Origin of the sequence: Pelomonas dachongensis (assembly GCF_043555865.1) — a bacterium.
In the GTDB taxonomy this organism is placed as follows: domain Bacteria; phylum Pseudomonadota; class Gammaproteobacteria; order Burkholderiales; family Burkholderiaceae_C; genus Pelomonas; species Pelomonas dachongensis.
In genome coordinates, this window is the sequence record NZ_JBIGHY010000004.1 from 266236 (window position 1) to 290914 (window position 24679).

Below are 24679 nucleotides of genomic sequence, written 5' to 3' on the forward strand. Positions count from 1 at the left end.
TCAGACCGCGAAATCGGTCAGCTTGGCACCGCCGGCAACGGCTGCCTTCAGCCATTTCGGTTGCAGGCCGCGGCCGCTCCAGGTTTCTCCGGTGGCCTGATTGCGATACTTTGCCGCCACTTTGGACACCTTGACGGGCTTGGGCGTGCGGGTGCTCAGATCGGCGATTGACAGGCCATATTCGCTCATCAGGGTTTTGACCTTGGCAATGGCTTCGCTGCGTTCACGATCCTTGGTTTGGTTGATCTGTTCATCCAGCGCGGCGCGTTGTGCCAGAAGTTCCTTGAGATTGGACATGCTGCGATTCCTGTGGCGATTTGAGCGGGGAGACTCGGGGCGTTGCGGCCCACGGCCTCGGAGAAGGCGGTTTTGAACCGCGCGAGTATCTCCGTGACCGGATTAAATCGCGGCAGGCCGGTTTCATGCAAGAGTTTTCTTTGACGGGCGCTGCGGGTTTTCATTCCCGAGGCCCCCTTTGTATTCGCGAGCCTTGCCGGCACTCGTGCCGGGCGCACAGGTCACGGCGGTAGCAGAAACACCAAGGGCCGGCGACTGGCGTCCCGGCCCTTGATATTCAACGCGGATGCCCAGGCCGGCCGGGCTTAATCAGCGGCTGGGCCGCACCAGGCCCACTTTGGCTTCGGCACCCGTGCCGAAGGAGAATGTGGCGAGTGCATCACTTGCGCGGGGCAAATGAGCAATTCCCAAGTTTTCCGCTGTGCTCAGTTCGCGGGTGGGACGTAGCCGGCCACGGCTTCGGCACCCGTGCCGAAGAAAAACTGTTCTGCCTGGCGCATCAGGTATTGACGGGCGCGCAGGTCGGCGAGGTTCAGGCGATTCTCATTGACCAGCATGGTCTGGTGCTTCATCCAGGCCGCCCAGGCTTCCTTGCTGACGCTCTCCCAGACCTTTTTGCCGAGTTCGGTGTGAGCGGGGTAGGGCGGGAAGTCCAGACCTTCGGCTTCCTTCTTCAGATAGGCACATTGGACGGTGCGGGGCATGGCGGACTCCTGGAACGACAGAAAGGGAAAACGGCCGGCACTGTAGCGTGTGGGTCGTATCGACGGGCCTTGTGAGCCCTTTCGGGGTTAGTTGAATCGTTTGACCAGCACTTGCGAGCGGCGGTCCCAGTTGTATTTGCGCTTGCGCTCGTCCGGCAGCCATTCCGGGTCGACCTGCTGGAATCCGCGCTTGATGAACCAGTGCATGGTCCGGGTGGTCAGCACGAAGATGCTGCTCAGCCCCATGGCCTTGGCGCGCTGCTCGATGCGCTTGAGCAGGCGGTCGCCGTCGCCCTGACCCTGCACTTCGGCTGAGACGGTCAGCGCGGCCATCTCGGCCGTGTGGGCCTCGACGTAAGGGTAGAGCGCCGCGCAGCCGAAGATGACGCCGTCGTGCTCGATGACCGTGTACAGCTCGGCATCGCGCTCAATTTCCGTGCGGCTTCGCTTGACCAACGTGCCGTCGCGCTCGAAGGGCTCGATGAGCTGGATGATGCCGGCCACGTCGTCAGCGCCGGCCTCGCGCAGGCTCTCCAGCTTCTCGTCGACGACCATGGTGCCGATGCCGTCGTGGGTGTAGACCTCCTGCAGCAGCGCGCCGTCGACCGCGAACGGGATGATGTGCGAGCGCTCCACGCCCGCGCGGCAGGCTTCGGCGCAGTGGCGCAGGTAGAAGGCCACGTCGCTGGGCTCCGGCGCCGGGCCTGCCTGGGCCACCATGCGTTCGGCGTCGGCCAGCGCCAGCTCGGTGTCGATGGGGCTGTCCGGGTCTGCCGGGTTCTCCAGCACGCCGGGCACCTCGCAGACGAACAACAGCTTGTCGGCCTGCATCGCGATGGCCGCCGACGTGGCGACGTCCTCCATCGACAGGTTGAAGGCCTCGCCCGTGGGCGAAAAGCCGAACGGCGACAGCAGCACGATGGCGCCGATGTCGATGGCGCGCTGGATGGCCGCGCCATCGACCTTGCGCACCAGGCCCGAATGCTGGAAATCCACGCCGTCGACGATGCCGACCGGCCGTGCGGTCAGAAAGTTGCCCGAAACGACCCGCACGGTGGCGTTGGCCATGGGCGTGTTGGGCAGGCCCTGGCTGAACGCCGCCTCGATCTCGAAGCGCAGTTGGCCCGCGGCCTCCTGGGCGCAGTCCAGCGCGACGGCGTCGGTGATGCGGCGGCCGTGGCTGAAGCGCGGCGTCTGGCCCTTGGCCAGCAGCTGTTCGTTGACCTGTGGGCGGAAACCGTGCACCAGCACGAGCTTGATGCCCATGGCGTGCATGATGGCCAGGTCCTGCACGAAGGTGTTGAGCTTGCCGGCCGAGATCAGTTCACCTGGCATGCCGACGACAAAGGTCTCGCCGCGGTAGGCGTGGATGTACGGCGCCACCGAACGGAACCAGGGCACGAAGGTGTGAGGGAAGACGAGGCCGGTCATGGGGCGGGATTCTCGGGCCTGCGGGACAATGACGACGCAATGAGTTCCCAAATTCCAGAGAGCCGGCGCGCGCCGGCGCCGGGCCGCTCCCAAGGCGGCGTAGCCCCGTCGGGGGACAGCCCATCGCAAGATGGGCGTGGGGGTCAACAAACCCTGCCGGTTCTTTCCATTTCTTTCCCCGAGTCCCTGCCGGTGTCGTCGCGCCGCGACGAGATCATGCAGGCGCTGGCCGAGCATCAGGTCGTCATCGTCTGCGGTGAGACCGGCTCCGGCAAGACCACGCAGCTGCCCAAGATAGCGCTGGCGATGGGCCGTGGCCGCGTCAATGGTGGCGGCCTGATCGGCCACACGCAGCCGCGGCGGATAGCCGCCAGCAGCGTGGCCAAGCGCATCGCTGAGGAGCTGAAGACGCCGCTGGGAGAAGTGGTGGGCTACAAGGTCCGCTTCCAGGACCGGCTGTCCAAGGGCGCGTCGGTCAAGCTGATGACGGACGGCATCCTGCTGGCCGAGACGCAGAGCGACCCGCTGCTGAAGGCCTACGACACGCTCATCATCGACGAGGCCCACGAGCGCAGCCTCAACATCGACTTTCTGCTGGGCTACCTGCGCGAGCTGCTGCCGCGCCGGCCGGATCTGAAGATCGTCGTCACGTCGGCCACCATCGACGCCGACCGCTTCGCGAAGCACTTCGAGTCGAGCAGGGGGCCGGCGCCGGTGCTGATGGTGTCGGGCCGGCTGTTCCCGGTGGAGCAACGCTATCGCCCGTTCGAGGAGAGCCGCGAGTACGACCTGAACAACGCCATCACCGACGCGGTGGACGAGCTGTGGCGCGAGGGCGGCGGCGACGTACTGGTGTTCCTGCCCGGCGAGCGCGAGATCCGTGAAGCGGCCGAAGCGCTGCGCAAGCACCACCCGCCGGGTGTCGACATCCTGCCGCTGTTCTCGCGCCTGTCCGAGGCCGACCAGAACAAGGTCTTCGAGCCGCACGGCGCGCGCCGCATCGTGCTGGCCACCAACGTGGCCGAGACCTCGCTGACGGTGCCGGGCATCCGCTACGTCATCGACCCGGGTCTGGCGCGCGTGAAGCGCTACAGCTACCGCAACAAGGTCGAGCAGCTGTTGATTGAGAACATCAGCCAGGCAGCAGCCAACCAGCGCGCTGGCCGCTGCGGCCGCGTCAGCAACGGCATCTGCGTGCGGCTGTACAGCGAGAAGGAATTCAACGAGCGGCCGAAGTTCACCGATCCGGAAATCCTGCGGTCGTCGCTGGCCGGCGTCATCCTGCGCATGAAGTCGCTGCACCTGGGTGACGTGGAGCGCTTCCCCTTCCTGGAGGCGCCGCGGCCCAAGGCGATTGCCGACGGCTACCAGCTGCTCAACGAGCTGGGGGCGACGGACGACAACAACGAGCTGACGCCGCTGGGCAAGGAGCTGTCGCGCCTGCCGCTGGACCCGCGCGTGGGCCGCATGATCCTGGAGGCGCGCACGCGTGACGCGCTGACCGAGGTGCTGGTCATCGCGTCGGCGCTGTCGGGCCAGGACGTGCGTGACCGCCCGCAGGAGGCCGCCCAGGCCGCCGACGAGAAGCACAAGAAGTTCGACGACGAAAAGTCGGAGTTCATGGGCTATCTGAAGCTGTGGAGGTGGCTGGGCGAATCCAAAGGCAGCGAGGGTCAGCACAAACTGTCGCATCGCAAGCAGGAGCAGCTGCTGCGCGAGAACTTCGTCAGCCCGCGCCGCGTGCGCGAATGGCGCGACGTGCATTCGCAGCTGCAGACGGTCGTGGCCGAGCACGGCTGGCGGCTGAACCAGAGCGATGCAACCTACGAGCAGATCCACCTGTCCATGCTGGCCGGCCTGCTTGGCAACATCGGCCAGAAGAGCGACGACGAGGACTGGTACCTCGGCGCGCGCGGCATCAAGTTCTACCGCCACCCCGGTGCGCATCTCAGCAAGAAGCCGGGCCGCTGGATCGTCGCGGCTGAGCTGGTGGACACGTCGCGGCTGTATGGCCGGGGCCTGGCCAACATCGAGCCGCAGTGGCTGCCGCCCATCGCCGGCCACCTGATCAAGACCCAGCTGCTGGAGCCGCACTGGGAGAAGAAGGCCGCCGAGGTCGTGGCGCTGGAGCGGGCGACGCTCTACGGCATCGTGCTGTACAGCAACAAGCGCGTCAACTTCGGCCGCGTCGATCCGAAAGCCGCGCGCGAGATCTTCATCCGCGAAGGGCTGGTCAACGACGAGCTGCCGGAAGACCTGGTCCGCAGCTTGCCGTTCATCGGCCACAACCGCCGCCAGATCAGCAAGGTTGAGGCGCTGGAGCACAAGTCGCGCCGCCAGGACGTGCTGGTGGATGACGAGCTGATCTACGCCTTCTACGACGACAAGCTGCCGGCGCATGTATTCAGCGGCGCGACGCTTTTGAAGTGGTGGCGTGACGCGAGCAAGGCCGACGACAAGCTGCTGCAGCTCAGCCAGGACGAGCTGATGCGCCATGAGGCCTCGGGCGTCACCAGCGAGGCCTTCCCCAAGGTGATCCGCCTGGGTGGCGTGGACTGCGTGGCGACCTACCTGCACCAGCCCGGCGACCCGCGGGATGGGCTGACGGTGACCGTGCCCATCTTTGCGCTGAACCAGGTCAGTGAGGAGCGCGCTGAGTGGCTGGTGCCCGGCATGCTGGCCGGCAAGGTCACGGCGCTTTTGAAGAGCCTGCACCAGAAGCCGCGTGCGCGCCTCACGCCGCTGCCCGACTTCGTCGCCGAGTTCATCGAGCTGCAGCCGTTCTGTCAGGGCGGGCTGGTGGATACGCTGCTGCGGGCCGTCAAGGACCGCAGCCAGATCGCCGTGCAGCGCAACGACTTCAAGCTGGAGCAGTTGCCCGCCCACTTGTTCATGAACTTCCGCGTCGTCGACGAGCACGGCCGCCAGCTCGGCCAGGGCCGGCAGCTCGCGGCGCTGAAGGCGGAGCTGGGCAGCCAGGCGCGCTCGGCGTTTCAGGCGCTGGCGGCCCTGAAGCTGCCGGCCGCCGAGGTGCCCAAGCCGGCGCCCGCGCCGGTGGCCGGGAAGGGCATCCGTGTCGAGATTGTCAAGAAGCCGGAGCCGGCCCGTGACGAGAGCCAGGCATACACCGACTGGACCTTCGGCGAGCTGCCAGAGCTGCTGGAAATCAAGAAGGGCGGCCAGACGCTGATCGGCTTCCCGGCGCTGATCGACAAGGGCAACCGCGTCGAGATCGAGGTGTTCGATGAGCCCGAGGTAGCCGCCGCCAAGCACCGTGCCGGCCTGCGCCGGCTGGTCGCGCTGCAGCTGAAGGAGCCGCTTCGTTTTCTCGAAAAGAACATTCCCGACCTGCAGCGCATGTCGGTGCTGTTCATGGCCCTGGGCACGGCCGAGGACTTGCGCGACCAGATCATCGGCGTCGCGCTTGACCGTGCCTTCCTGGCCGACCCGCTGCCGACCGACCCCTTCGCGTTCAAGAAGCGCATCGAGGAAGGCCGCAGCCGCCTGAACCTCATCGCGCAGGAAGTCGCCCGCGCCGTGCACGCCGTGCTGCAGGAACTGGCCAATGCCACCCGCAAGCTGAAGGACTCGCGCCCGGCCAAGGAGGTGGGCGACGACATCGCCGCGCAGCTTCAGCGCCTGGTGCCCAAGCGTTTTGCCATCGACACGCCATGGGCACAGCTGCAGCACCTGCCTCGCTACCTGAAGGCGGTCACCGGTCGGCTGGACAAGCTGCGTGCCGACCCTGCACGCGACACCAAGTTGATGGGCGAGATCAAGCCGCTGGAGCAGCGCTACACGCGCCGGCTGGCGGAGCTGAAGGGCGTGCGCGACGCGCGGCTGGACGACTTCCGCTGGCAGCTGGAGGAACTGCGCGTCAGCCTGTTCGCGCAGGAGCTGCGAACTCCGCAGCCGGTCAGCGTGAAACGGCTGGACAAAGTCTGGAGCCAGCTGGCCGGTTGACCCTGCGCAGTTGCTCGCGGGTCGCTGACACGCAGGCGCCGGCCACGGGCGTAAAACTCACCCGGCGCCGGTGCTGTTTCGTGAGCTGATGCACACAAGCGCGCGCTGGCGCCCGGGTGGGGAGGAAATCCGTCGCATTTCGACGCTTGGCTGCAAGCCCGGCCCGGCTAGCCTGGAGTCCAATGCGGCCATTACATCTGTTACAGCAGACCGCCCCCCACCGTGTCCGAGACAAGCCCCGCCACCCCACCGACCCCGCTGAGGAGCTTCGGCCGCTTCGAGCTGCGCGCCTTGCTGTCCAAGAGCACGCGGAGTTTGGTCTGGCGCGTGTTCGATTCGCGTCATGGCCAGGAACTGATGCTGTGCATGCCGCGCGAGAAGCCCAACAGCCCGGCCGCGCTGGAGCATTGGCTGCGCATGGCGCAGGCCGGCGCGCGCGTGCAGCATCCCCACGTGGCGCCGGCATTCGAGATCGGCCAGGTCGAGAGCTGGCCCTACGTGGCCTACGACCGCGCCCTGGGCGAGACGCTGGACGAGCGCCTGGCACGGCAGGCCGCGCCGCTGCCACTGGATGCCGCCGGCTGGGTGGCGCAGCTGCTGGAAGGCCTGGCGTTCGCGCACGAGGCCGGCCACGCGCACCGCGACATCCAGACCGCCGCGATGATCATCGACGGCAGCGACAAGGTCAGGCTCATCGGCCTGGAAGTGGCGCAGGAGGTGTTCCCGGCCAACGTCGACTACAACACCGTCACCCGCCGCGCGGTGCGCGAGTCGGCCGAGGAGGACGTGCTGTGCGTGGGCCTGCTGCTGAACCGCACGCTCAGCGGCAAGCCGGTGCTGGAGGAAATCGACCTGCAGCAGGTGGTGCAGCAGATGCAGCCCCGTGGCCGTGAGGTGGTGCGGCTGGGCTGGGAAACCCCGCACCCCATTCCGGACCCGCTGCGCGCCATCTGCAACCGTGCGACCGACCGTCAGACCCGCCAGCGCTACCACCTGGCGCGCAGCTTCCTGCGCGCGCTGGACGGCTGGCGCCAAGCCGCCGCGCATGACGACGGCGGCCCCATCGTGCTGTTGCTGGACAAGCTGCAGCGGATCGGCCACCTGCCCACCACCACCACCGGCATGCACCGCTTCACGGCCGGCTCGGGCCTGGAGGCGCAGCACGCCAATGCGCTGTCGGAGCTGGTGCTGAAGGACATGGCGCTGAGCCTGGAGCTGGTGCGCCGCGTCAACAACGCATTGCGGCAGAACGGCCATCAGGGCGACACCGTGCTGAACATGCAGCGTGCCATCCAGATGATCGGCCTGGACGGCCTGCAGCTGGCGGCCAACGCGCTGAAGCCGTGGCCTGGACCGCTGCAGCCGGTGGCCGCCGAGATGCTGCGCACGGCGATGGCACGCGTCAACAAGGCGGGCAGCATTGCCCAGGCCTTGCGCCCGGCCGGCTACGACGGCGAGGTGGTCTACCTGATCACGGTCATGCAGAACCTGGGCCGGCTTCTGCTGCAGTACCACTTCCCGGACGACGCGCAGCAGATCCGCCAGCTGATGCTGCCGCCCGAACCCACCGAGGACATTCCCAACCCGCCCAGCTTGGGCGAGCAGGCCGCGGCCTACGCCGTGCTCGGCTGCGACCTCGACACGCTGGGCGTTGCCGTGGCCCGCCACTGGGGTCTGGGCGACGAGCTGCTGCAGATGGTGCGCCGCCAGCCGCTGGACGCGCCGGTGCACCAGCCGCGCGGCGACGCCGATGCGATCCGCCTGACGTGCAGCCTGGCCAATGAACTGGTCGACGCGCTGGGCCTGCCCGAGCACAAGCGCCGCGCCGGCGTGGAAGCGGCCACGCGCCGCTATGCCAAGGCGTTGGGCGTGGGCCTTCGCGAGGTCATGGAGGCGCTGAACCCCGGGGCTGCCCAGCGCCCCGGCGCGGCGACCGCAGCACCGGCCGCCGCGCCGGTATCGCCGTCGCCGCTGCGCGACCGTCTGGCGGGTCGCCGCGCGTCCTGACCCGGTCCCGACCATGGCCGACGCCCTGCCCCAGTTGGGCCGCTTCAAGTTGCTGCAGCGCCTGGGTGAGGGCGCGCAGGCGACCGTCTGGCTGGCGCACGATCCGCTGCTGGACCGCGAGGTCGCCGTGAAGCTGCTGAAGGCTGTCGCCGAGCCCGGCAGCGTCGACGAATGGCTGCACGAGGCGCGTGCGGTGTCCCGGCTGACGCATCCCAACATCGTGCCGGTGTTCGAGGCCGACACGCAGGCGGGCCACTCCTACCTGGTATTCGAGTACGTCAGCGGCGGCACGCTGAGCCAGCGCCTGCGCGCCGGCCCCAAGCCGAGCGCGGCCGAGGCCGTCACCTGGGTGCTGGGCATGCTGGAGGGGCTGAAGGTGGCGCATGCCGCCGCCCTGGTGCACCGCGACCTGAAGCCCAGCAACATCCTGATGGACGCGCGGGGCCGGCCGCGCGTGATGGACTTCGGCATCGCCGCGCGCGTGTCCGCCGACGTGGATTCGCCGTCCCGCATCGTCGGCACGCCGGGCTACATCTCGCCCGAGGCCGCGCGCGGGGCCGCGCCGCACCCGCAGATGGACGTGTTCGCTGCGGCCGTCATGCTGGCCGAGATGCTCAGCGGTCAGCGGCTGAACCACGACCCCGATCCGTGGCGCGCCATCCAGCGCGTGCAGACTACCGAGCTGCAGCTGCCGCCGGGCCTGGACGGCGTGGACGACGCGTTGCGCGCCATCGTGCAGCGCGGACTGGCGCGCGAGCCCTCAGCGCGCTGGGCCAGCGCCGCAGCGCTGCACGACGCGCTGTCGGGATGGCTGCGCCCGGCCGTGGAGACCGATGCCGACACGCCCGATGCACCGGTGCTCGACTTCCTGCTGCGCCGCATGCGCCATAAGAGCGATTTCCCGGCGCTGTCGGACGCGATCTCGCGCATCCAGCGCCTGACGCAGTCCGAGAACGAGAGCCTGGCCAACCTGTCCAACGAGATCCTGAAGGACGTGGCGCTGACGCAGAAGTTGCTGCGCCTGGTCAACACGGCTGCCTACCGGCATGCCGGCGGTGGCGGCATCAGCACCGTCTCGCGTGCCGTGGCGCTGATCGGCTTCGCCGGCATCCGCAACCTGGCGCTCAGCCTGGTACTGCTGGAGCGCATGGAGAACAAGGGCCATGCACAGCGGCTGCGCGAGGACTTCCTGCGCTCACTGATGGCCGCGTCGCTTGCGCGCGAGCTGAGCACCAACGAGCGCGAGGCCGAGGAGGCCTTCCTTGGCGCCATGCTGCACCACCTTGGCCGCACGCTGACGGAGTTCTACTTCCCCGAGGAGGCCGAGGCGGTGCGCCGGCTCGCCAGCCCGGTGGACGACGCCCCGGCGCTCAGCGAGGCTGCGGCGTCGACGCAGGTGCTGGGCTTGAACTACGAAGGGCTGGGCCTGGGCGTGGCGCGCCAGTGGGGCCTGCCCGAGAGCCTGCAGCGCGCGATGCGCCGGCCCGCGGGTGATCCGCCGCTGCGGCAGGTCGACGAGGGCGCCGAGCGCCAGCGCTGGCTGGCGCGCGCCGCCAACGACATGGCCGACCTCATCCTGCACACGCCGCCCGAGCAGGCGCACGCCCGCGTGCGTGCCCTGGCGCAGCGCCACGCGCGCGCCTTGGGCATCAGCGCCGAACGCTTCGAGCAGGCCGCTGACACGGCGCGCCAGCGGATTGCGCAAATGACCGAGGCGCTGGAGTTGCACCTGCCGCCGCAGTCGCGCGCCCAGCGGCTGCTAGCGCCGCTGACGCCGTCAGTACAGGACTCGCTGACCGCGCATGAGCTGGCGCCCACGCAGGTGTTCGAGCGCGCCGAGGTGCTCGCCCGGCCACAGGCCGCGCCGGCGGCCGACCTGCTCGCTGCGGGCGTGCAGGAGATCACCGACGCCATGGTGGAGGGCCTGCAGCTCAACGCCGTGCTGCGCATGATCCTGGAGACCATGTACCGCGCATTGGGCCTGCGCCGCGTCATCTTCTGTCTGCGCGATGCGCGCGGCCAGGCACTGACCGGTCGGCTCGGGGTGGGCGATGACGTGGAGCGCCTCGCGCCGCTGCTGCGCGTGGACCTGACCCCGCCCAAGCCCGACCTGCTCGCGGCCGTCTGCCTGAAGGGCGCCGACACGCTGATCCAGGACGCGCGCGCCGCCAACATCGCCGAGCGGCTGCCCGGTTGGTTCAAGGCCGAGATGGGCGCGCAGAGCTTCCTGCTGCTGCCGCTGGTGCTGAAGGGCGCACCGCTGGGGCTGATCTATGCAGACCATGCGAAGGCGGGCGCCGTGCAACTGGGCGAGAAGGAGCTGTCGCTCGTGCGCACGCTGCGCAACCAGGCCGTGATGGCCTTCCGCCAAGCCGCCGGCTGACTGCTGGGGCGCGGTCCCGCGCTGTAGGGCCAATCCCACAACGCCTGCCACCGCAGGCTGACCCGCACTGCGCCCCCGGGCTGACTGGCGTTACGCGGCCGGCGGCAAATACTGGATGGGTGTTCCTGCAAAGAGAACCGAACCGGTGCGGCACGAGCCCAGCCGGGCCATACCCATCACCAGGAGTCCGTATGAATACCAAAGCAATGACCGGCCGGACCGTCATCGCCGCAGTCGCTGCCCTCGCACTGGCAGCCTGCGCGTCGGCCCCCGAACCCAAGGAACAGATGGCTGTCGCCAACGCGGCCGTCGACACGGCGACCGGCAATGCGGCCGAGGCCCCGGCAGAGCTGTCCACCGCGAAGGACAAGCTGGCCCGCGCCAACGCCGCGATGGCCCGCAAGGACTATGTGGCCGCACGCCAGCTGGCCGACGAGGCCGCCGCCGATGCGGCGCTCGCCCAGGCCACCGCGCGCAACGCCCGCTCCAGCCGCGCGCTGGCCGAGGTGCGCGAAAGCATCCAGCAGCTGCAGATGCAGCTGAACCGTTCCTGATCTTCGAACCGACGCACAAGAAAGGACTGCCATGAGCACCACCCGTTTCGCCGCCTCTTTCACTACCCTGGCCGCTGCCGCCGCCTTGATGGTCGGCTGCGCCAGCGCGCCGACCGTCACGCCTGGCCTGCAGCAGGCGCGCTCCAACGTGCGCGCCGCCGAGGCTGACCCCGCCGTGCTGAAGTACGCGTCGCTCGACGTGAAGAAGGCCGCCGACTCGCTGCAGCGCGCCGAGCGCCTGAGCGCCGAGCGTGAAGCCCCGGCCGACATCGACTCGGCCGCCTACATCGCCTCCACGCAGGCCCGCACGGCCATGGCCATCGCCAAGGCCGCGACCGAGGAAGAGGCGATCAAGGCTGCCGAGGCCGACCGCGAGCGTGCACGCGCCGACGCCAACGCCCGCCGCGCCAACGTCGCGCAGGCCCAGGCTGCGAATGCACAGATTGCCGCCGCCAACGCCAGCGCCGATGCCAATGCTGCCCGCCAGCAGGCCGCCAATGCCCAAGCTGACGCTGCTCAGGCGCAGGCCCAGGCCGCTGCGCTCGCGCAGGAGCTGGCCGACCTGCAAGCCAAGCAGACCGACCGCGGCATGCTGGTGACGCTGGGTGACGTGCTTTTCGAGTTCGGCCGCGCCGAGATCAAGCCCAATGCCCAGGCGTCCATCTCCAAGCTGGCCAACTACCTGAAGCAGCACCCGGACCGCCGCGTCCTCATCGAAGGCTTCACCGACAGCGTCGGTGGCGACGCCGCCAACCTGACGCTGTCGCAGCGCCGCTCGCAGGCGGTCGCCGCCGCGCTGCAGGCCCAGGGCGTGGACGCGAGCCGCCTGGAAACCCGCGGCTACGGCAAGCAGTATCCGGTGGCCAGCAATTCGAGCACGTCAGACCGCGCGATGAACCGTCGTGTCGAGGTCTACATCTCGAACGACAACCAGCCGGTGCGCGCCCGCGGCTGACCGCCGACTGCCAACCGCCCCCATCGTCAAAGGAGATTGCCATGACGACCCACCGACCCACTCGAAGCACTGCGGCCTGGCTGGCCGCCGGCCTGATGGCCCTCACCGGCGTGGCCCACGCCGGCCCGGCGGCCAAGGATGCCGACCCGCTGAAGCTGCAGTACGAGCGCGAGAAGGCGGACTGCCTGACAGGCAAGAGCCAGCAGCCGCGCAGCACCTGCCTGAAGGAGGCCTCGGCCGCCTACGCGCAGGCACGCCAGGGCAAGCTGGCCTCGTCGACCGACCGCTCCGAGCAATGGGCCGCCAACGCGTTGAAGCGCTGTCAGGTCCAACCGGCGGAAGACCGCGAGATGTGCGAGCGCCGCGTGCGCGAAGGCCAGATCGTGGGCAGCGTGGAGGGCGGTGGCCAGCTGAAGACGCTGACCGTGCGTTCCACCGACATCCCGAAATCGCCGGGCAACTGAGACCCGCAACCTCCGGGTGAGTGCGAAGGGCATCCGCAGGGTGCCCTTCGTCGTTTCTCCACTGGTGTCGCGGACGTTGGAGAAAGGGCTGCCGCAATCCCAGCGCGCGCTTGCATCGATCGGTTTATTGGACGAACGTTCAAGACCTCGCCACCGCGCGTTCCCGGAACTGCCTCCTGTGCGACGAGGGCGGAACGCCCACCACGTCGATGAACGCCGCCCTGAGCGCCGACACGGTCCCGAAGCCAGAGCGCTCGGCCACCACGGCGAGGGATTGATCACCACCTTCGAGCAGACCCTGGGCCAGCCTCACGCGCTCGTGGCGCAGCCACTGTTTGGGGCCCATTCCCACCTGCGCCGTGAAGTGGCGCAGGAAGTTGCGCTCGCTCATGGCCGCGCGGCCAGCCAGTTCTGACACGCGAAGCGGCTGATGCAGGTGTCGGCGTATCCAGTCCATCAGCGGCGACATCGCGCCATGGGGTTGCCGGGCAACGGGCGCGTCGACGAACTGGGCCTGACTGGCGTCACGGTGCGGCGCCGTCACCATCGTGCGCGCGAGCAGGTTCGCAACTTCGGCGCCGTGGTCCTTTCTGACGACATGCAGACAAGCGTCGATGCCGGCTGCGCTCCCGGCGGAGCTGATGACATCGCCCTCGTCCACGTAGAGCACATCGGGCTGGAGTTCGACGTTCGGGAAGCGAGCGCGGAACGCCTCCGCAAAGCGCCAGTGCGTGGTGGCCCGCCGCCCATCCAGAACCCCGGCAGCCGCGAGAACAAACGTGCCAGTGCACAGTGACAACAGGCGCGCACCCCGCTGATGCGACCTGCGCAACGCCGTCAGCAGCGGCGCGGGAGGCATTTCCCCGTGGTCGCGCCAACCTGGCACCACGATCAGGTCCGCGGTACCGAGCGCGCGCAGGCCAGCGTCGGCCTGCAGGCGAAGCCGCCCCTTGGCCCGAAGCACTCCGGGCTCTCCCTGGATGACCCGAAAGCGGTAAGGCTGCACCACAAACTCGGGCCGCTCGATGCCAAATACCTCTTGCGCGATCCCGGCCTCGAACAGGCTCCATTGGTCGTAGGCCAGGCAGGCCACATCGAGCGTGCGCGTGACGGAGGTGATGGATCGCATGGCGGATTATTGTTGATCTGTGTCTTTTCGGACGGTCGCGTGCCCGGCCGGCGCTCAGTAGAGTGCGGACATCGCCGGCCTGATGACCAGGGCCAATCCATCGCGTCGGAAGATCTGCGCGGCCTTGGCCGGCTGGTGATCGACCTCGCCCCCACAAGCTTTGGAGCGCTCCATGTCCCATGCCCTTCATGATCAGCTCAACGTCACCGAGCAAGGACACCCCTCCCTGGGCGCTGCCGCCGACACCTTCGATCGCTTCGTCGGCAGTTGGGACATGGACTGCGTGTTCACCGCCGCGGACGGTGTGCAGACCACAATGACCGGCGAGTGGCACTTCGGCTGGATCCTCGGTGGTCATGTGGTGCAGGACGTTTTGTACTTCTATCCCAAGGGCCAACGTCCGCAGCACGCGGCCGAATTGCGAGGCGGCACGACCGTGCGGCTCTTCGACCCCAAGGCGAAACAGTGGCTCGTGTCGTGGTTTGCCGCGCTGCGCGGCGAAGTGATCCACCTCAAGGGCGGCGTCGAGGGCGATCGCATCGTGCTGCGCGGCGTGGACGTAGACGGCTCCAGTTTGCGTTGGTCGTTCAACGACATTCAACCGGATCGATTCCGCTGGCTTGGCGAAACGTCGGTCGACGGCGGCAAGCACTGGCGGGTCGAGCAGGAGATGCACTTGCGGCGGACGCCCCCGCCAGCGCGGTCTCCCAGTAGCGGGCGGTGGCGGCAGCACGACCCTCAAGCTGATCGAGGTGGCGGGAATGTATCGGGAGTGCCGAGCGGCGGCGCTGGCGAAGTAGTCGAGGGCGACCAGCCTCCCGCACAAATCCCGCATGGCGGGCTACTTCTCCGATGAGCGCTGGTCCCTCCGACAGGAATCGAACCTGTATCTGCCGCTTAGGAGGCGGCCGTTCTATCCATTGAACTACGGAGAGATTCACTCGCGCGGGCCTGCGGCCACGCGAGGGCGCGGATTCTCGCATGACCCTGGCGGCGGGCCGGGCTATCACTGTCATTGCGAGCATTGCATTGCCCCATCACGGCCGGTTTCCTAGACTGCAAGGGACCGAGAAACAGGAGACCCCGATGTCCACCACCGAAGCCAAGTGCCCCTTCGCCAGCGCCCACGCCAACCACGCCACCGTCGGTGCGCGCGGCAACCGCAACTGGTGGCCCCAGCAGCTCAACGTCGGCTCGCTGCACGGGCACTCCGTGCGCGGCAATCCGCTCGGCGAGTCGTTTGATTACGCCGCCGAGTTCAAGAAGCTGGACCTGGACGCCGTCATCCGCGACCTGCGCGCGTTGATGACCGATTCGCAGGACTGGTGGCCGGCCGACTACGGCCACTACGGCCCCTTCTTCATCCGAATGACCTGGCACGCCGCCGGCACCTACCGCGTGGCCGACGGCCGCGGCGGCGCGGGCACCGGCGCGCAGCGCTTCGCGCCGTTGAACAGCTGGCCCGACAACGGCAACCTCGACAAGGCCCGTCGCCTGCTGTGGCCCATCAAGCAGAAGTACGGCAACAAGATCTCGTGGGCCGACCTCATCGTGCTGACCGGCAACGTCGCGCTGGAGTCCATGGGCTTCAAGACCTTCGGCTTCGGCGGGGGCCGCGTGGACATCTGGGAACCCGAGGACATCGACTGGGGCTCCGAGACTGAATGGCTGGCCACCAGCGACAAGGCCAACAGCCGCTACCGCGGCGACCGCGAGCTGGCCAACCCCCTGGCGGCCGTGCAGATGGGGCTGATCTACGTGAACCCCGAAGGCCCGGACGGCAACCCCGACCCGCTGGCGTCGGCACGCGACATCCGCGTGACCTTCGCGCGCATGGCCATGGACGACGAGGAGACCGTGGCGCTGGTGGCCGGTGGCCACACCTTCGGCAAGGCGCACGGCGCCGGCGACGCCAAGCTGCTGGCCGCCGAGCCCGAAGGTGCGGACATCCTGGAGCAGGGCCTGGGCTGGCGCAGCACGTTCGAGAGCGGCAGCGGTGCGCACGCTATCACCAGCGGCATCGAAGGCGCCTGGAAACCGCACCCGACCACCTGGGACAACGGCTACTTCGAGACGCTGTTCAAGTACGACTGGGAGCTGACCAAGAGCCCCGCCGGCGCGCACCAGTGGCGGCCCAAGGGCGGCGCCGGCAGCGATACCGTCGTCGACGCGCACGACCCGAACAAGTTCCACGCCCCCATGATGACCACCGCCGACCTGGCGCTGCGCATGGACCCGGCCTACGAGAGGATTTCGCGACGCTTCCTGAACGACCCGGCTGCGTTTGCAGACGCGTTTGCGCGCGCCTGGTTCAAGCTGACGCACCGCGACATGGGCCCGCTGTCGCGCTACCTGGGCCCGCTGGTGCCGAAGGAAGAACTGCTCTGGCAGGACCCGCTGCCTGCCGCATCGGGTGAGCCCATTGACGCCGCCGACCAGGCGGCGCTGAAGGCCGCCGTGCTGGCCTCGGGGCTGAGCACGCAGCAACTGGTGGCCACCGCCTGGGCGTCTGCGGGCAGTTATCGCGGGAGCGACAAGCGCGGCGGCGCCAACGGCGCGCGCCTGCGCCTGGCACCGCAGAAGGACTGGGCCGTGAACCAGCCGGCCGCGCTGGCCGAGGTGCTGGCGACGCTGGAGCGCGTGCAGCGCGACTTCAACGCCCAGGGTGGCCGCCAGGTGTCGCTGGCCGACCTGATCGTGCTGGCCGGCGGCGCTGCCATCGAGGCCGCTGCGCAGAAGGCCGGCGTCAGCGTGACGGTGCCTTTCGCACCGGGCCGCACGGACGCGACACAGGCGCAGACGGACGTCGAGTCCTTCGCCGCGCTGGAACCGGTGGCCGATGGCTTCCGCAACTACGCCGCGCCGGGCTTCGCCGCGCAGGCTGCCGAACGCCTGGTCGACAAGGCGCAACTGCTGAACCTCAGCGCCCCCGAGATGACGGCACTGGTGGGCGGCCTGCGCGTGCTGGGCGCCAACACCGGCGGCACGCAGCATGGCGTGTTCACGCAGCGGCCCGGCGTGCTCAGCAATGACTTCTTCGTCAACCTGCTGGACATGCGTACCGTGTGGCGCAAGGGTGCGACCGATGGCGTGCTGGAAGGTGTGGACCGCAAGACCAGCGCGCCGAAGTGGACGGCTACCGTGGTGGACCTGGTGTTCGGCTCCAACGCGCAGCTGCGTGCGCTGGCCGAGGTGTATGGCGCCAGCGACGGCCAGGCGAAGTTCGTGGTCGACTTCGTCGCCGCGTGGACGAAGGTGATGAACAACGACCGGTTCGATCTCCGCTGACAAGAGTGGGCAGGGCGGCGCACCAGAATGCGCCGTCCCACCCGATCCAGGAGTTCCATGACCACCACCCACCAAGGCAGCTGCCACTGTGGCCGCGTGAAATTCGAAGTTGACGGCGAGATCGACTCGGCCGTGGCGTGCAACTGCTCGATGTGCCAGCGCAGAGGCTCGCTGCTGTGGTTTGCGCCGCGCAGCAGCCTGCGGTTGCTGACGCCGGAGAGCGACCTCGCCAGCTACACCTTCAACAAGCACGTCATCCAGCACCGCTTCTGCGCCACCTGCGGCATCCATCCGTATGGTGAGGGCAAGGCGCCCAATGGCGACGCGACGGCCGCGATCAACATCCGCTGCCTCGATGGCATCGACCTCGCGGCCGTGCCGGTGCATACCTACGACGGTCGCGCGATGCCGTGACTGAAGCCGCCCACCCTGCCGGCGGGCGGCTTCAGTTCCACTTCCACTGCCAGATCAGGTCCAGCGCGGTGTTGTCGCCGGTCTGGGCCCGCAGCGTGAAGCGCTGCGCGATGCGGTAGATCAGCTGCCAGCTGCCGGTGGTCTCGTTCAGGCTGCGCTCATAGCCGAGGTAGAAGCGCCGCGAGATCTGCTTGCCCAGCCGCACGATGGTGGCGCGCGTGTCGTCGTCGCTCTGCGACAGCGACAGCTCGTCCAGCCCCAGCTGCCGCAGCGCGCGGCCGGTGGCGCCTTCGCCCTCGCCGCTGAGCAGCGCCACCGCCGCGCGCTGCAGCAGCGCCGTGTCGGTGCGGCCCAGGCCATCGGGCGCGCGACCCAGCAGCAGCCACGACAGCTTGTCGGTATCGCTCATGTCGGGCTCGGAGTACAGGTTCACGCGCGGCGACATGGCCGTGCCGCCGACATACACGCCCACGCGCACATCCAGGTTGGGCCGCACGGCCAGCAGGTCCAGCGACGGGTTGTCCAGCGTGCCGGTGAACGTGATGTCGCCGCGCTCGATGTCCAGCTTCTGGCCGTAGGCCGCGTACTGGCCGCCATCGGCGTCCAGCTTTCCGGTCACGCGCAGCGGGTTGCCGTCCTTTTGTTGAATGGCAAGCTGGCCGCGCAGCTTCGTCGCCAGGCCACGTCCGCGGACCTTGAAATCGCGACCGAAGTCCAGCGCGATGTTGATCTGCGAGTTGCGCGCTGCCTGGGGCGCTGGTGGCGCCGCGGGGTCCTTCGGGCCGGCATCGCGTGCACCGCGCAGCACCGTCACGTCGCCGGCCAGCGCGGGCGCGTCGCCGCGCGTGAAGTCGATCAGGCCTTCGTCCGCGCGCAGCTTGCCGACGAGGTTCAGGCCCTTGTCGTCGAGGTCCAGCGTGGCTTCGCCGCTGGCGACGATGCGTCGGTCCACTCGCGACAGCACGCGCAGCTTGTCGGCCTTCAGCTCGATGTGCGCGGTGGGCTGAGCGCCCAGTTCGGCCCGGCCGCTGGCACGCAGCCAGCCGTCGCCGCCCTTGGCTTCCAGCCGCGTCAGCTCGGCGTGCTGGCCCTTCAGGTCCAGCGCGAAGCGCCCCTCAGTGAAATCGACGCCGTACAGCAGGTGGCGCAGCGCCAGGCCGTCGGCCTCGATGCGGCCGTTCAGCTGCGGCGCCCCGGCGCGGCCCGACAGCTGCATTTCAGCCGCTGCCCGGCCGGCCAGCCGCCAGCCGGCCGGCACCCAGGCGCCCCAGGTGGCCAGCTGTGCGACGTTGGCCTGCAGCACGCCCTCGACCGGCGTCTGCGCATCGGGCAGCAGGCCGGTGGGGCGCAGCGTGATGGCGCCGCCCAGGCTGCCCAGCTCGCGGCCGGCCAGACCCTGGGCGATGGTCCAGACGCCGTCGTTGACGTTGACCGCCAGTCGCAGGTCGCTCAGGCCCAGCGAGCGGGTGCCGAACTCGTCGGTCACGTGCAAGTCGCCGCCCTGACGCTCCAGCAGGATTTCGCCGCTGAGCCGGTCATTCAACAGCAGCGAGGCGTGGCCGGTCACGCGCAGGTCGCCACCCCAGCCAAAGTCCGGCTGCCAGCGTGCCAGCAGCGGCGCGACGGCCAGGTCCTCCAGCTGCAAATCGGCACGTCCTTCAGGCTTGTTGCCACCCCGCCAGCTCAAGGTCTGCCAGCGCACAAAGGCGCCGCCCACCTCGGCGCGGCCGGGTTCTGCCGACACCTGCAGGCCGTCGTCGCCCAGGCCCACCCGCAGCGCGACGTTGCTGGCCGCCAGCGTGGCCGGCGTGTTGGGGCGCAGCGGGGCCACGTCCAGCCGGGCGATGCGGCCCGTCCAGGCGCTGCCGTCCCAGCCGCCCTGGGCCTGCAGCGTGGCGCCGAGGTTCAAGTCCTGCGGGTCACGCGGGACGCGGCCGGCCAGCTGCACCTTCATTTCATGCGCACTGCGCTTGCCCTGCAGCTCGAGCTTGACGAGCTTGAGCTGCACCTGCGGCTGGCGCACACCGCCGGCTTCGAGCTGCAGCATCAGCGGCGCGTCGCCGCCCTCGCCGGGCAGCGGCAGCGCCCAGCGCGCCTTGGCGCTTTCCACCGAGAGGTTGGGGGCGCTGACGGCCTTCAGCGTGGCGTTGCCGCTGCCGCCCAGCTGCCAGACCGCGGCAGGCATGGCCTTGGGGGCGAGCTTGCCGAGCTTGCCCAACGCGGCGACGGGCTTCACGCGCGCGAGGCCGACATCGCCGTCGCCCTCGACGTTGCCGGCGACGGGGCCTTGCTTGAACAGCGCGAGCAGCGGGTTCAACTCCGCCAGCTTCGACGCCTGCAGCTTGAACTTGGCCGCGACCGCGTCGGGTCGTGCGTCGCCGCTGGCCTGCACGCGGTTCTGGCCCAGACGCGCGTCGATGTCGAACGCGGCGGGGTCGGCCACGCGGGCGCGGCTGAGCTTGACGCGGCCGTCCAGTGGCAGACCGCCGAACTGGCCGGGCAGCAACGTCGCGTCGGCGGTGCCGGTGGCGTTGTCCACGCTGTGGCCCTGCACGTCCAGCGTGGCGTCGGCATTCAGCCGGGTGGGGGCGGGCAGCCGCGCCCAGGCCGAGCCGGGCTCGCCGCGCCACAGCAGGTGCGGGTCGAACTGGCGCAGCTGGGCCTGCAGCTTCGCGGCGACCTGCGTCGGGCCCTGCGTCGGCGTGGTGGTGTCGACACGCCCGGTGGCCTGCAGCTGCGCCTCGCCGCTGGTCAGGCGGGCCTCCTCGATCTGCCACTGGCTGCCTTGCTCGTGCAGCTGGCCTTGCACGCGTGCCTGCAGCCGCAGCGGGCGCTGCTCGAGCGTGCCGCGCAGGTCCAGCCGGGCCTGCAGCGGCTGGCTGGGCCCGCCGGACACAGCCAGCGGGCCGTCCAGCCGCGCCGGCGCGGCGCGGGCGTCCAGTGCCTCGGGGCGCAGACCTTGCACGCGCGCGTCCAGTTGCCAGCGGCCGTCGGCTTCGCGCTTGCCCTGGCCTTGCACGCGGCCGCCGCCGGACAGCTGGGCGTCCAGCTGTGTCAGGCGCAGGCTGGTGAGCTGATCGGGCCGGCCGGCGACGGCCAGCGTGAGCTGGTGCACCGGCAGCGCCCCCTGGTCCCAGCGGCCTGGGATGGCATTGGCAAGGCTGGCCTGCAGCGTGGCCTCTGCGTCGCGGGCTGGCGCGTTGAGCCGGGCTGTGCCGGTCAGCGCGGTGCGGGGGAGGCCTGGCACCAGCGCTTGCAGCGCGGCGAGGTTGAACTTGTCGGCCTGCAGCTGCAGCGTGGTGACGGGCCAGGGCGCGAACGGGAGGATCTGGCCTTCGGCCTTGAGCTTCTGCTCGGCGGCCTCGAACTCGGCCTTGGCGGCCAGCTGGGCCAGCGGCCCGCGCGCAGCTGCCACGGCCACCCAGGGCAACTCGGTCGCGGCCTGCTGCTGGATGTTGACCGTGGCCTCGGTGTGCAGTGGCGCGGCGCTGTCGACCCTGGCCTCACCGCCCACCAGCAGGTGTTGCCAGCGCGCGCTCTTCAGCTTCAGGTGGTGGGTGCCGCTGCGCGGGAGTTGCACCTCGGCGTCCAGCTCGCGCAGGGGCGGCTGGTCGGCGGCCCAGCTGAGGCTGCCGACCTGCAGCCGGCCGATGTGCACGCCCACCGGCAGGGACAGGTCTTGCGGCGCGACCAGCGGGCTCGTGCTGGGCTGGGTACGGATCAGGATCTCGTCGACCTGCAGTTCTGAAGCACGCAATTGGCGCGACCCGAAGCTGGCGCCCAGGCCCGACCAGCGCAGCCCGCTCAGCTCGGCCGTGCCGCCGGCCCAGGTCAGCAGCAGGCGCCTGGCGCGGAAGGTTCCGGTCAGCGAGCCCTCGGGGGACTCGACCTGCACGCCGGGCACATGGGCCAGCAGCCAGGCGGCGCCGGATGGGCGCTGCAGCAGCCAGGTGATGAACGCCACCGCGACCGCGACGACGATTGCCACGCCGATCAGCGTGGCGCGCAGCACGCGCAGCGAGCGCCTCACAGCGTGACTCCGACTGAAAAGTGCAGCCGCCACTTGCCGGTCTCTTGCGCGCGCGCGACGTCGATGCGCAGCGGGCCGACCGGGCTGCGCCAGCGCACGCCAGCGCCGTAGCCCAGCACGGGCTTGAAGTCGTTCCACCGCGACGCCGCATTGCCGGCGTCGACGAACACCGCGCCCAGCACGCTGGGCAGGCTGGCTGTGAACGGGCGCGCGACCTCGATGCTGCCGGTGGCCAGCACGCGGCCGCCCACGGTCAGACCGTTCTCGGTCGGCCCGAGGCTGCGGTAGGCGTAGCCGCGCACGGACTCGTCGCCGCCGGCCAGGAAGCGCAGCTTCTCCGGCACGCCGACCTGCTCGCGCGCGATGACCTGCGCCACCTCGGCGCGGGCCGAGCCGAACCAGCCGCCCAGCGGCTTGTAGTAGCCCAGCTTGAACTGCAGGCGGCTGAAGGGGCCGCTGTCGTCCGTGCCGCCGCCGCGCACGTGGCCGGCGCCGACGAGCAGCAGCGCCTGGTAGCCCTGGGTGGGCAGCAGCGAACTGTCCAGACGGCGGCGCACATACTGCTGGTTCAGCGAGATGGCCAGGTTGGTGTTGACCTGACTGGCAGCGGTCTCGCGCGCGCGCAGCAGCTCGACATAGGTCAGCTTGTCGTCCTGCGGCGACTCGTAAATGCGCCCCAGCCGCAGGCCCAGGTTCTGCGCGATGGTGTCGCCGGTGCGGTCCTGCTCGAACTGCAGCGACGCGAGGTTGCGCTTCAGGTCGGGCTGCGGATGCGAGCTGAGTTCCAGCTCCACGCCGCGCAGGTCGCGGCTGAGCTGCACCTTGGACCGCGCCCGTACCGACTGGCCGAAAGGCCGGCGGTGCAGGTGTTCCACGCTGATGCTCTGGCCGTTGTTGGCGTGGTAGCCCACGGCCACGGTGGCCTGCTGCAGCGACGACTCGGTCAGCGAGATCAGCACGGGGCTGGTGCCATCGGCCTCGACGGTCTCGGTTTGCAACTGCACGCGCACCGCGTCGAACAGCTGCGTCTTGGCCAGGCGCTCTTGGAATTCGGTCAGCTTCTGCTCGGTGTAGGGCTCGCCCCGATCAAAGGCGGCGAGCCGCACGACCGACTCGCGGCTCTGGCGCTGCAGGCCCTCGATGCGCAACTCGCCCAGCTTCGCGCGGTTGCCGCTGGCCATCACCAGCCGCAACTCGACGGTGTTGTTGTCGGGGTCCACGCGCGCGTTGGTCTCGGCCCAGCGCGCCTGCGGGAAGCCGCCGGTGCGGGCGCGTACCAGCAGGTCGCTCTTGCCGCTGCCCCACTGGCCCTGCGTGAAAGGCTTGCCCTCGGACAGCGGCCAGGCGCGGCGCAGCGCGTCGCGCAGCGCCAATGCATCGGCGTTGCCGGCGCCGTCCTGCGCCAGGCCCTCCTGGAACTCCAGTACGACGTGGGACACGACCGTGCGAGGCCCCGGCGTGACCTTCAGCCGCAGCCGCGAGGCATCGTCCGCGTCGCGCTCCACGTCGGCGCTGGCGTTGAAGTAGCCCTCGGTTTCCAGCAGCGTCTGGGCCTGGGCGGGCGCCGCCGCGGCAAGGCGGGCCAGCTCGACGCGGCTCAGTGCGGCCTCGCTGGCGCGGTAGCGGGCGATGTCGAGGTGCTGGCCGAGCAGCTTGCGCAGATCGTTGTCGCGCGTGTCGCCGTCGACCTCGATGGCGAGGTCATAGACGGCCGGCGCATCGGCTGCCGCGTCAGGCGCCGGTACGGGCGCGGGCAGACCGGTGGCGGGTTCGGAAGGCTTGGGGCTCAGTGCGGAGCAGCCGGCCAGCAGCGCTGCGGACAGCAGCAGCGCGATCAGTCGGGTCATCAGGCTGCTACCTCATTTGCTCAACAGGCGCATTGCGCCTTCGAGGCCGGACAGGCTCAGCGGGAACATGCGCTGCTGCATCAGCTGCTGGATCAGAGCGATGCTCTGCCGGTACTGCCAGACGCCTTGCGGTTCGGGGTTGATCCATGCGTACTTCGGGAATGCGTGGGTGAGGCGCTGCAGCCATTCGGCGCCGGCCTCGTCGTTGTTGTACTCGACGCTGCCGCCGACCTGCAGGATCTCGTAGGGGCTCATCGTCGCATCGCCGACGAAGATGAGCTTGTAGTCCTTGTTGTACTTTCGGATCAGATCAAAGGTGTTCAGCTTCTCGGCGAAGCGGCGCCGGTTGTTCTTCCAGACGAAGTCGTAGACGCAGTTGTGGAAGTAGTAGAACTCCAGGTGCTTGAACTCGCTCTTGGCGGCGGAGAACAGCTCCTCGACGCGGTGAACGTGCTCGTCCATCGTGCCGCCAACATCCATCAGAAGCAGCACCTTGACCTTGTTGTGGCGCTCCGGCTGCATGCGGATGTCCAGCATGCCGGCGTTGGCGGCCGTGCCGTGGATGGTGCCGTCCAGGTCCAGCTCCAACGCGGAGCCCTCGCGGGCGAAGCGGCGCAGGCGCCGCAGCGCGACCTTGATGTTGCGCGTGCCCAGTTCCAGCGCGTCGTCGTAGTCGCGGTAGGCGCGTTGCTCCCACACCTTGACCGCGCTCTTGTTGGCCCCTTTGCCGCCGATGCGCACGCCCTGCGGGTTGTAGCCCGAGTTGCCGAAAGGGCTGGTGCCGCCGGTGCCGATCCAGCGGTTGCCGCCTTCGTGACGATCTTTCTGCTCCTCGAAGCGCTTCTTCAGCGTCTCCATCAGCTCGTCCCAGCCCATCTTCTCGATGGCAGCCTTCTGCTCGGGCGTCAGGTTCAGTTCCAGGTTCTTCTTCAGCCAGTCCAGCGGCACCTCGGCCGTGAAGTCGGTCAGCATCTCCACGCCCTTGAAGTAGGCGGCAAAGGCGCGGTCGAACTTGTCGTACTGGGTCTCGTCCTTCACCAGGCTGGCGCGGGCCAGGTGGTAGAAGTCGTCGATGGACGCGACACCGCCGTCTTCGGGGCCGGCAATGACGCCCGCCTGCAGCGCTTCCAGCAGCGTCAGGTACTCCGGCACCGTCACCTTGAGTTTGGCTGCGCGCAGCGTGTAGAAGAACTGGATCAGCATGGCCGGCCGA

Annotated in this window: 16 protein-coding genes and 1 tRNA gene; 9 read left to right on the forward strand and 8 right to left on the reverse strand. The window is 69.3% G+C overall.

Translation table 11 applies throughout. The features are described from left to right. The 3 genes from ACG02S_RS13335 to argA all read right to left on the reverse strand — a co-directional run bounded on the left by ACG02S_RS13335 (window position 1) and on the right by argA (window position 2432). Entirely contained in the window at window positions 1-297 is a 297-nt protein-coding gene (locus ACG02S_RS13335) for an H-NS histone family protein (protein WP_394470944.1), read from the reverse strand. A 425-nt stretch (window positions 298-722) separates the two neighbouring features. After that, window positions 723-1001: an oxidative damage protection protein gene (locus ACG02S_RS13340; RefSeq protein WP_394470945.1), complete on the reverse strand. Its 279-nt coding sequence runs from the start codon at window positions 999-1001 to the stop codon at window positions 723-725. Window positions 1002-1088: 87 nt separating this feature from the next. Next, window positions 1089-2432: an amino-acid N-acetyltransferase gene (argA, locus tag ACG02S_RS13345; RefSeq protein WP_394470946.1), complete on the reverse strand. Its 1344-nt coding sequence runs from the start codon at window positions 2430-2432 to the stop codon at window positions 1089-1091. A gap of 39 nt (window positions 2433-2471) precedes the next feature. Between argA and hrpA the strand changes: the two genes are divergently transcribed. The 6 genes from hrpA (at window position 2472) to ACG02S_RS13375 (ending at window position 12758) form a co-directional block, all read left to right on the forward strand. Further along, on the forward strand, window positions 2472-6395 hold the full coding sequence (gene hrpA / locus ACG02S_RS13350) for an ATP-dependent RNA helicase HrpA (protein WP_394470947.1): 3924 nt from the start codon (window positions 2472-2474) through the stop codon (window positions 6393-6395). 222 nt (window positions 6396-6617) lie between these two features. Then, window positions 6618-8402: a serine/threonine protein kinase gene (locus tag ACG02S_RS13355; RefSeq protein WP_394470948.1), complete on the forward strand. Its 1785-nt coding sequence runs from the start codon at window positions 6618-6620 to the stop codon at window positions 8400-8402. A gap of 13 nt (window positions 8403-8415) precedes the next feature. Then, entirely contained in the window at window positions 8416-10785 is a 2370-nt protein-coding gene (locus ACG02S_RS13360; RefSeq protein WP_394470949.1) for a protein kinase domain-containing protein, read from the forward strand. Window positions 10786-10976: 191 nt separating this feature from the next. Continuing rightward, window positions 10977-11339 carry a DUF4398 domain-containing protein gene (locus ACG02S_RS13365; RefSeq protein WP_394470950.1) on the forward strand — a complete coding sequence of 121 codons (363 nt, stop codon included), beginning with the start codon at window positions 10977-10979 and terminating at the stop codon, window positions 11337-11339. A gap of 31 nt (window positions 11340-11370) precedes the next feature. Beyond that, window positions 11371-12294, forward strand: a complete 924-nt coding sequence (locus ACG02S_RS13370) for an OmpA family protein (protein ID WP_394470951.1) — start codon at window positions 11371-11373, stop codon at window positions 12292-12294. A 41-nt stretch (window positions 12295-12335) separates the two neighbouring features. Continuing rightward, on the forward strand, window positions 12336-12758 hold the full coding sequence (locus ACG02S_RS13375; RefSeq protein ID WP_394470952.1) for a hypothetical protein: 423 nt from the start codon (window positions 12336-12338) through the stop codon (window positions 12756-12758). 139 nt (window positions 12759-12897) lie between these two features. Here the strand turns inward: ACG02S_RS13375 and ACG02S_RS13380 are convergent, their stop codons facing one another. Further along, window positions 12898-13887 (reverse strand): helix-turn-helix domain-containing protein, encoded by a 990-nt coding sequence (locus ACG02S_RS13380; RefSeq protein WP_394470953.1) that lies wholly within the window; start codon window positions 13885-13887, stop codon window positions 12898-12900. A 172-nt stretch (window positions 13888-14059) separates the two neighbouring features. Here ACG02S_RS13380 and ACG02S_RS13385 point away from each other — a divergent pair, with 172 nt between their 5' ends. Continuing rightward, the gene (locus ACG02S_RS13385; RefSeq protein WP_394470954.1) at window positions 14060-14743 is read left to right on the forward strand and encodes a hypothetical protein; all 684 of its coding nucleotides are present in this window, start codon (window positions 14060-14062) and stop codon (window positions 14741-14743) included. Between the two features lie 4 nt (window positions 14744-14747). Here ACG02S_RS13385 and ACG02S_RS13390 read toward each other — a convergent pair. Next, a tRNA-Arg gene (locus tag ACG02S_RS13390) sits at window positions 14748-14822 on the reverse strand. A 151-nt stretch (window positions 14823-14973) separates the two neighbouring features. On the opposite strand from ACG02S_RS13390, the gene katG reads away from it, so the two are divergent. Together katG and ACG02S_RS13400 are read left to right on the forward strand one after the other, a co-directional pair. Further along, entirely contained in the window at window positions 14974-17175 is a 2202-nt protein-coding gene (gene katG / locus ACG02S_RS13395; RefSeq protein ID WP_394470955.1) for a catalase/peroxidase HPI, read from the forward strand. A gap of 57 nt (window positions 17176-17232) precedes the next feature. Next, entirely contained in the window at window positions 17233-17589 is a 357-nt protein-coding gene (locus tag ACG02S_RS13400) for a GFA family protein (RefSeq protein WP_394470956.1), read from the forward strand. A 31-nt stretch (window positions 17590-17620) separates the two neighbouring features. Here ACG02S_RS13400 and ACG02S_RS13405 read toward each other — a convergent pair whose 3' ends face one another. The 3 genes from ACG02S_RS13405 to ACG02S_RS13415 are packed head-to-tail and all read right to left on the reverse strand — an operon-like array spanning window position 17621 to window position 24669. Beyond that, entirely contained in the window at window positions 17621-21619 is a 3999-nt protein-coding gene (locus ACG02S_RS13405) for a translocation/assembly module TamB domain-containing protein (protein ID WP_394470957.1), read from the reverse strand. After that, the gene (locus ACG02S_RS13410; protein WP_394470958.1) at window positions 21616-23466 is read right to left on the reverse strand and encodes an autotransporter assembly complex protein TamA; all 1851 of its coding nucleotides are present in this window, start codon (window positions 23464-23466) and stop codon (window positions 21616-21618) included. Before ACG02S_RS13410 ends, ACG02S_RS13405 begins: the two co-directional genes overlap by 4 nt. A 12-nt stretch (window positions 23467-23478) precedes the next feature. After that, entirely contained in the window at window positions 23479-24669 is a 1191-nt protein-coding gene (locus tag ACG02S_RS13415) for a vWA domain-containing protein (protein ID WP_394470959.1), read from the reverse strand. Window positions 24670-24679: the final 10 nt, after the last annotated feature.

Excerpts from the sequence above, each read along its gene's own strand:
- ACG02S_RS13335 (WP_394470944.1), bottom strand. The coding sequence starts at position 297 with ATGTCCAATCTCAAGGAACTTCTGGCACAACGCGCCGCGCTGGATGAA.
- ACG02S_RS13340 (WP_394470945.1), bottom strand. The coding sequence starts at position 1,001 with ATGCCCCGCACCGTCCAATGTGCCTATCTGAAGAAGGAAGCCGAAGGT.
- argA (WP_394470946.1), bottom strand. The coding sequence starts at position 2,432 with ATGACCGGCCTCGTCTTCCCTCACACCTTCGTGCCCTGGTTCCGTTCG.
- hrpA (WP_394470947.1), top strand. The coding sequence starts at position 2,472 with ATGAGTTCCCAAATTCCAGAGAGCCGGCGCGCGCCGGCGCCGGGCCGC.
- ACG02S_RS13360 (WP_394470949.1), top strand. The coding sequence starts at position 8,416 with ATGGCCGACGCCCTGCCCCAGTTGGGCCGCTTCAAGTTGCTGCAGCGC.
- ACG02S_RS13365 (WP_394470950.1), top strand. The coding sequence starts at position 10,977 with ATGAATACCAAAGCAATGACCGGCCGGACCGTCATCGCCGCAGTCGCT.
- ACG02S_RS13370 (WP_394470951.1), top strand. The coding sequence starts at position 11,371 with ATGAGCACCACCCGTTTCGCCGCCTCTTTCACTACCCTGGCCGCTGCC.
- ACG02S_RS13375 (WP_394470952.1), top strand. The coding sequence starts at position 12,336 with ATGACGACCCACCGACCCACTCGAAGCACTGCGGCCTGGCTGGCCGCC.
- ACG02S_RS13380 (WP_394470953.1), bottom strand. The coding sequence starts at position 13,887 with ATGCGATCCATCACCTCCGTCACGCGCACGCTCGATGTGGCCTGCCTG.
- ACG02S_RS13385 (WP_394470954.1), top strand. The coding sequence starts at position 14,060 with ATGTCCCATGCCCTTCATGATCAGCTCAACGTCACCGAGCAAGGACAC.
- katG (WP_394470955.1), top strand. The coding sequence starts at position 14,974 with ATGTCCACCACCGAAGCCAAGTGCCCCTTCGCCAGCGCCCACGCCAAC.
- ACG02S_RS13400 (WP_394470956.1), top strand. The coding sequence starts at position 17,233 with ATGACCACCACCCACCAAGGCAGCTGCCACTGTGGCCGCGTGAAATTC.
- ACG02S_RS13410 (WP_394470958.1), bottom strand. The coding sequence starts at position 23,466 with ATGACCCGACTGATCGCGCTGCTGCTGTCCGCAGCGCTGCTGGCCGGC.
- ACG02S_RS13415 (WP_394470959.1), bottom strand. The coding sequence starts at position 24,669 with ATGCTGATCCAGTTCTTCTACACGCTGCGCGCAGCCAAACTCAAGGTG.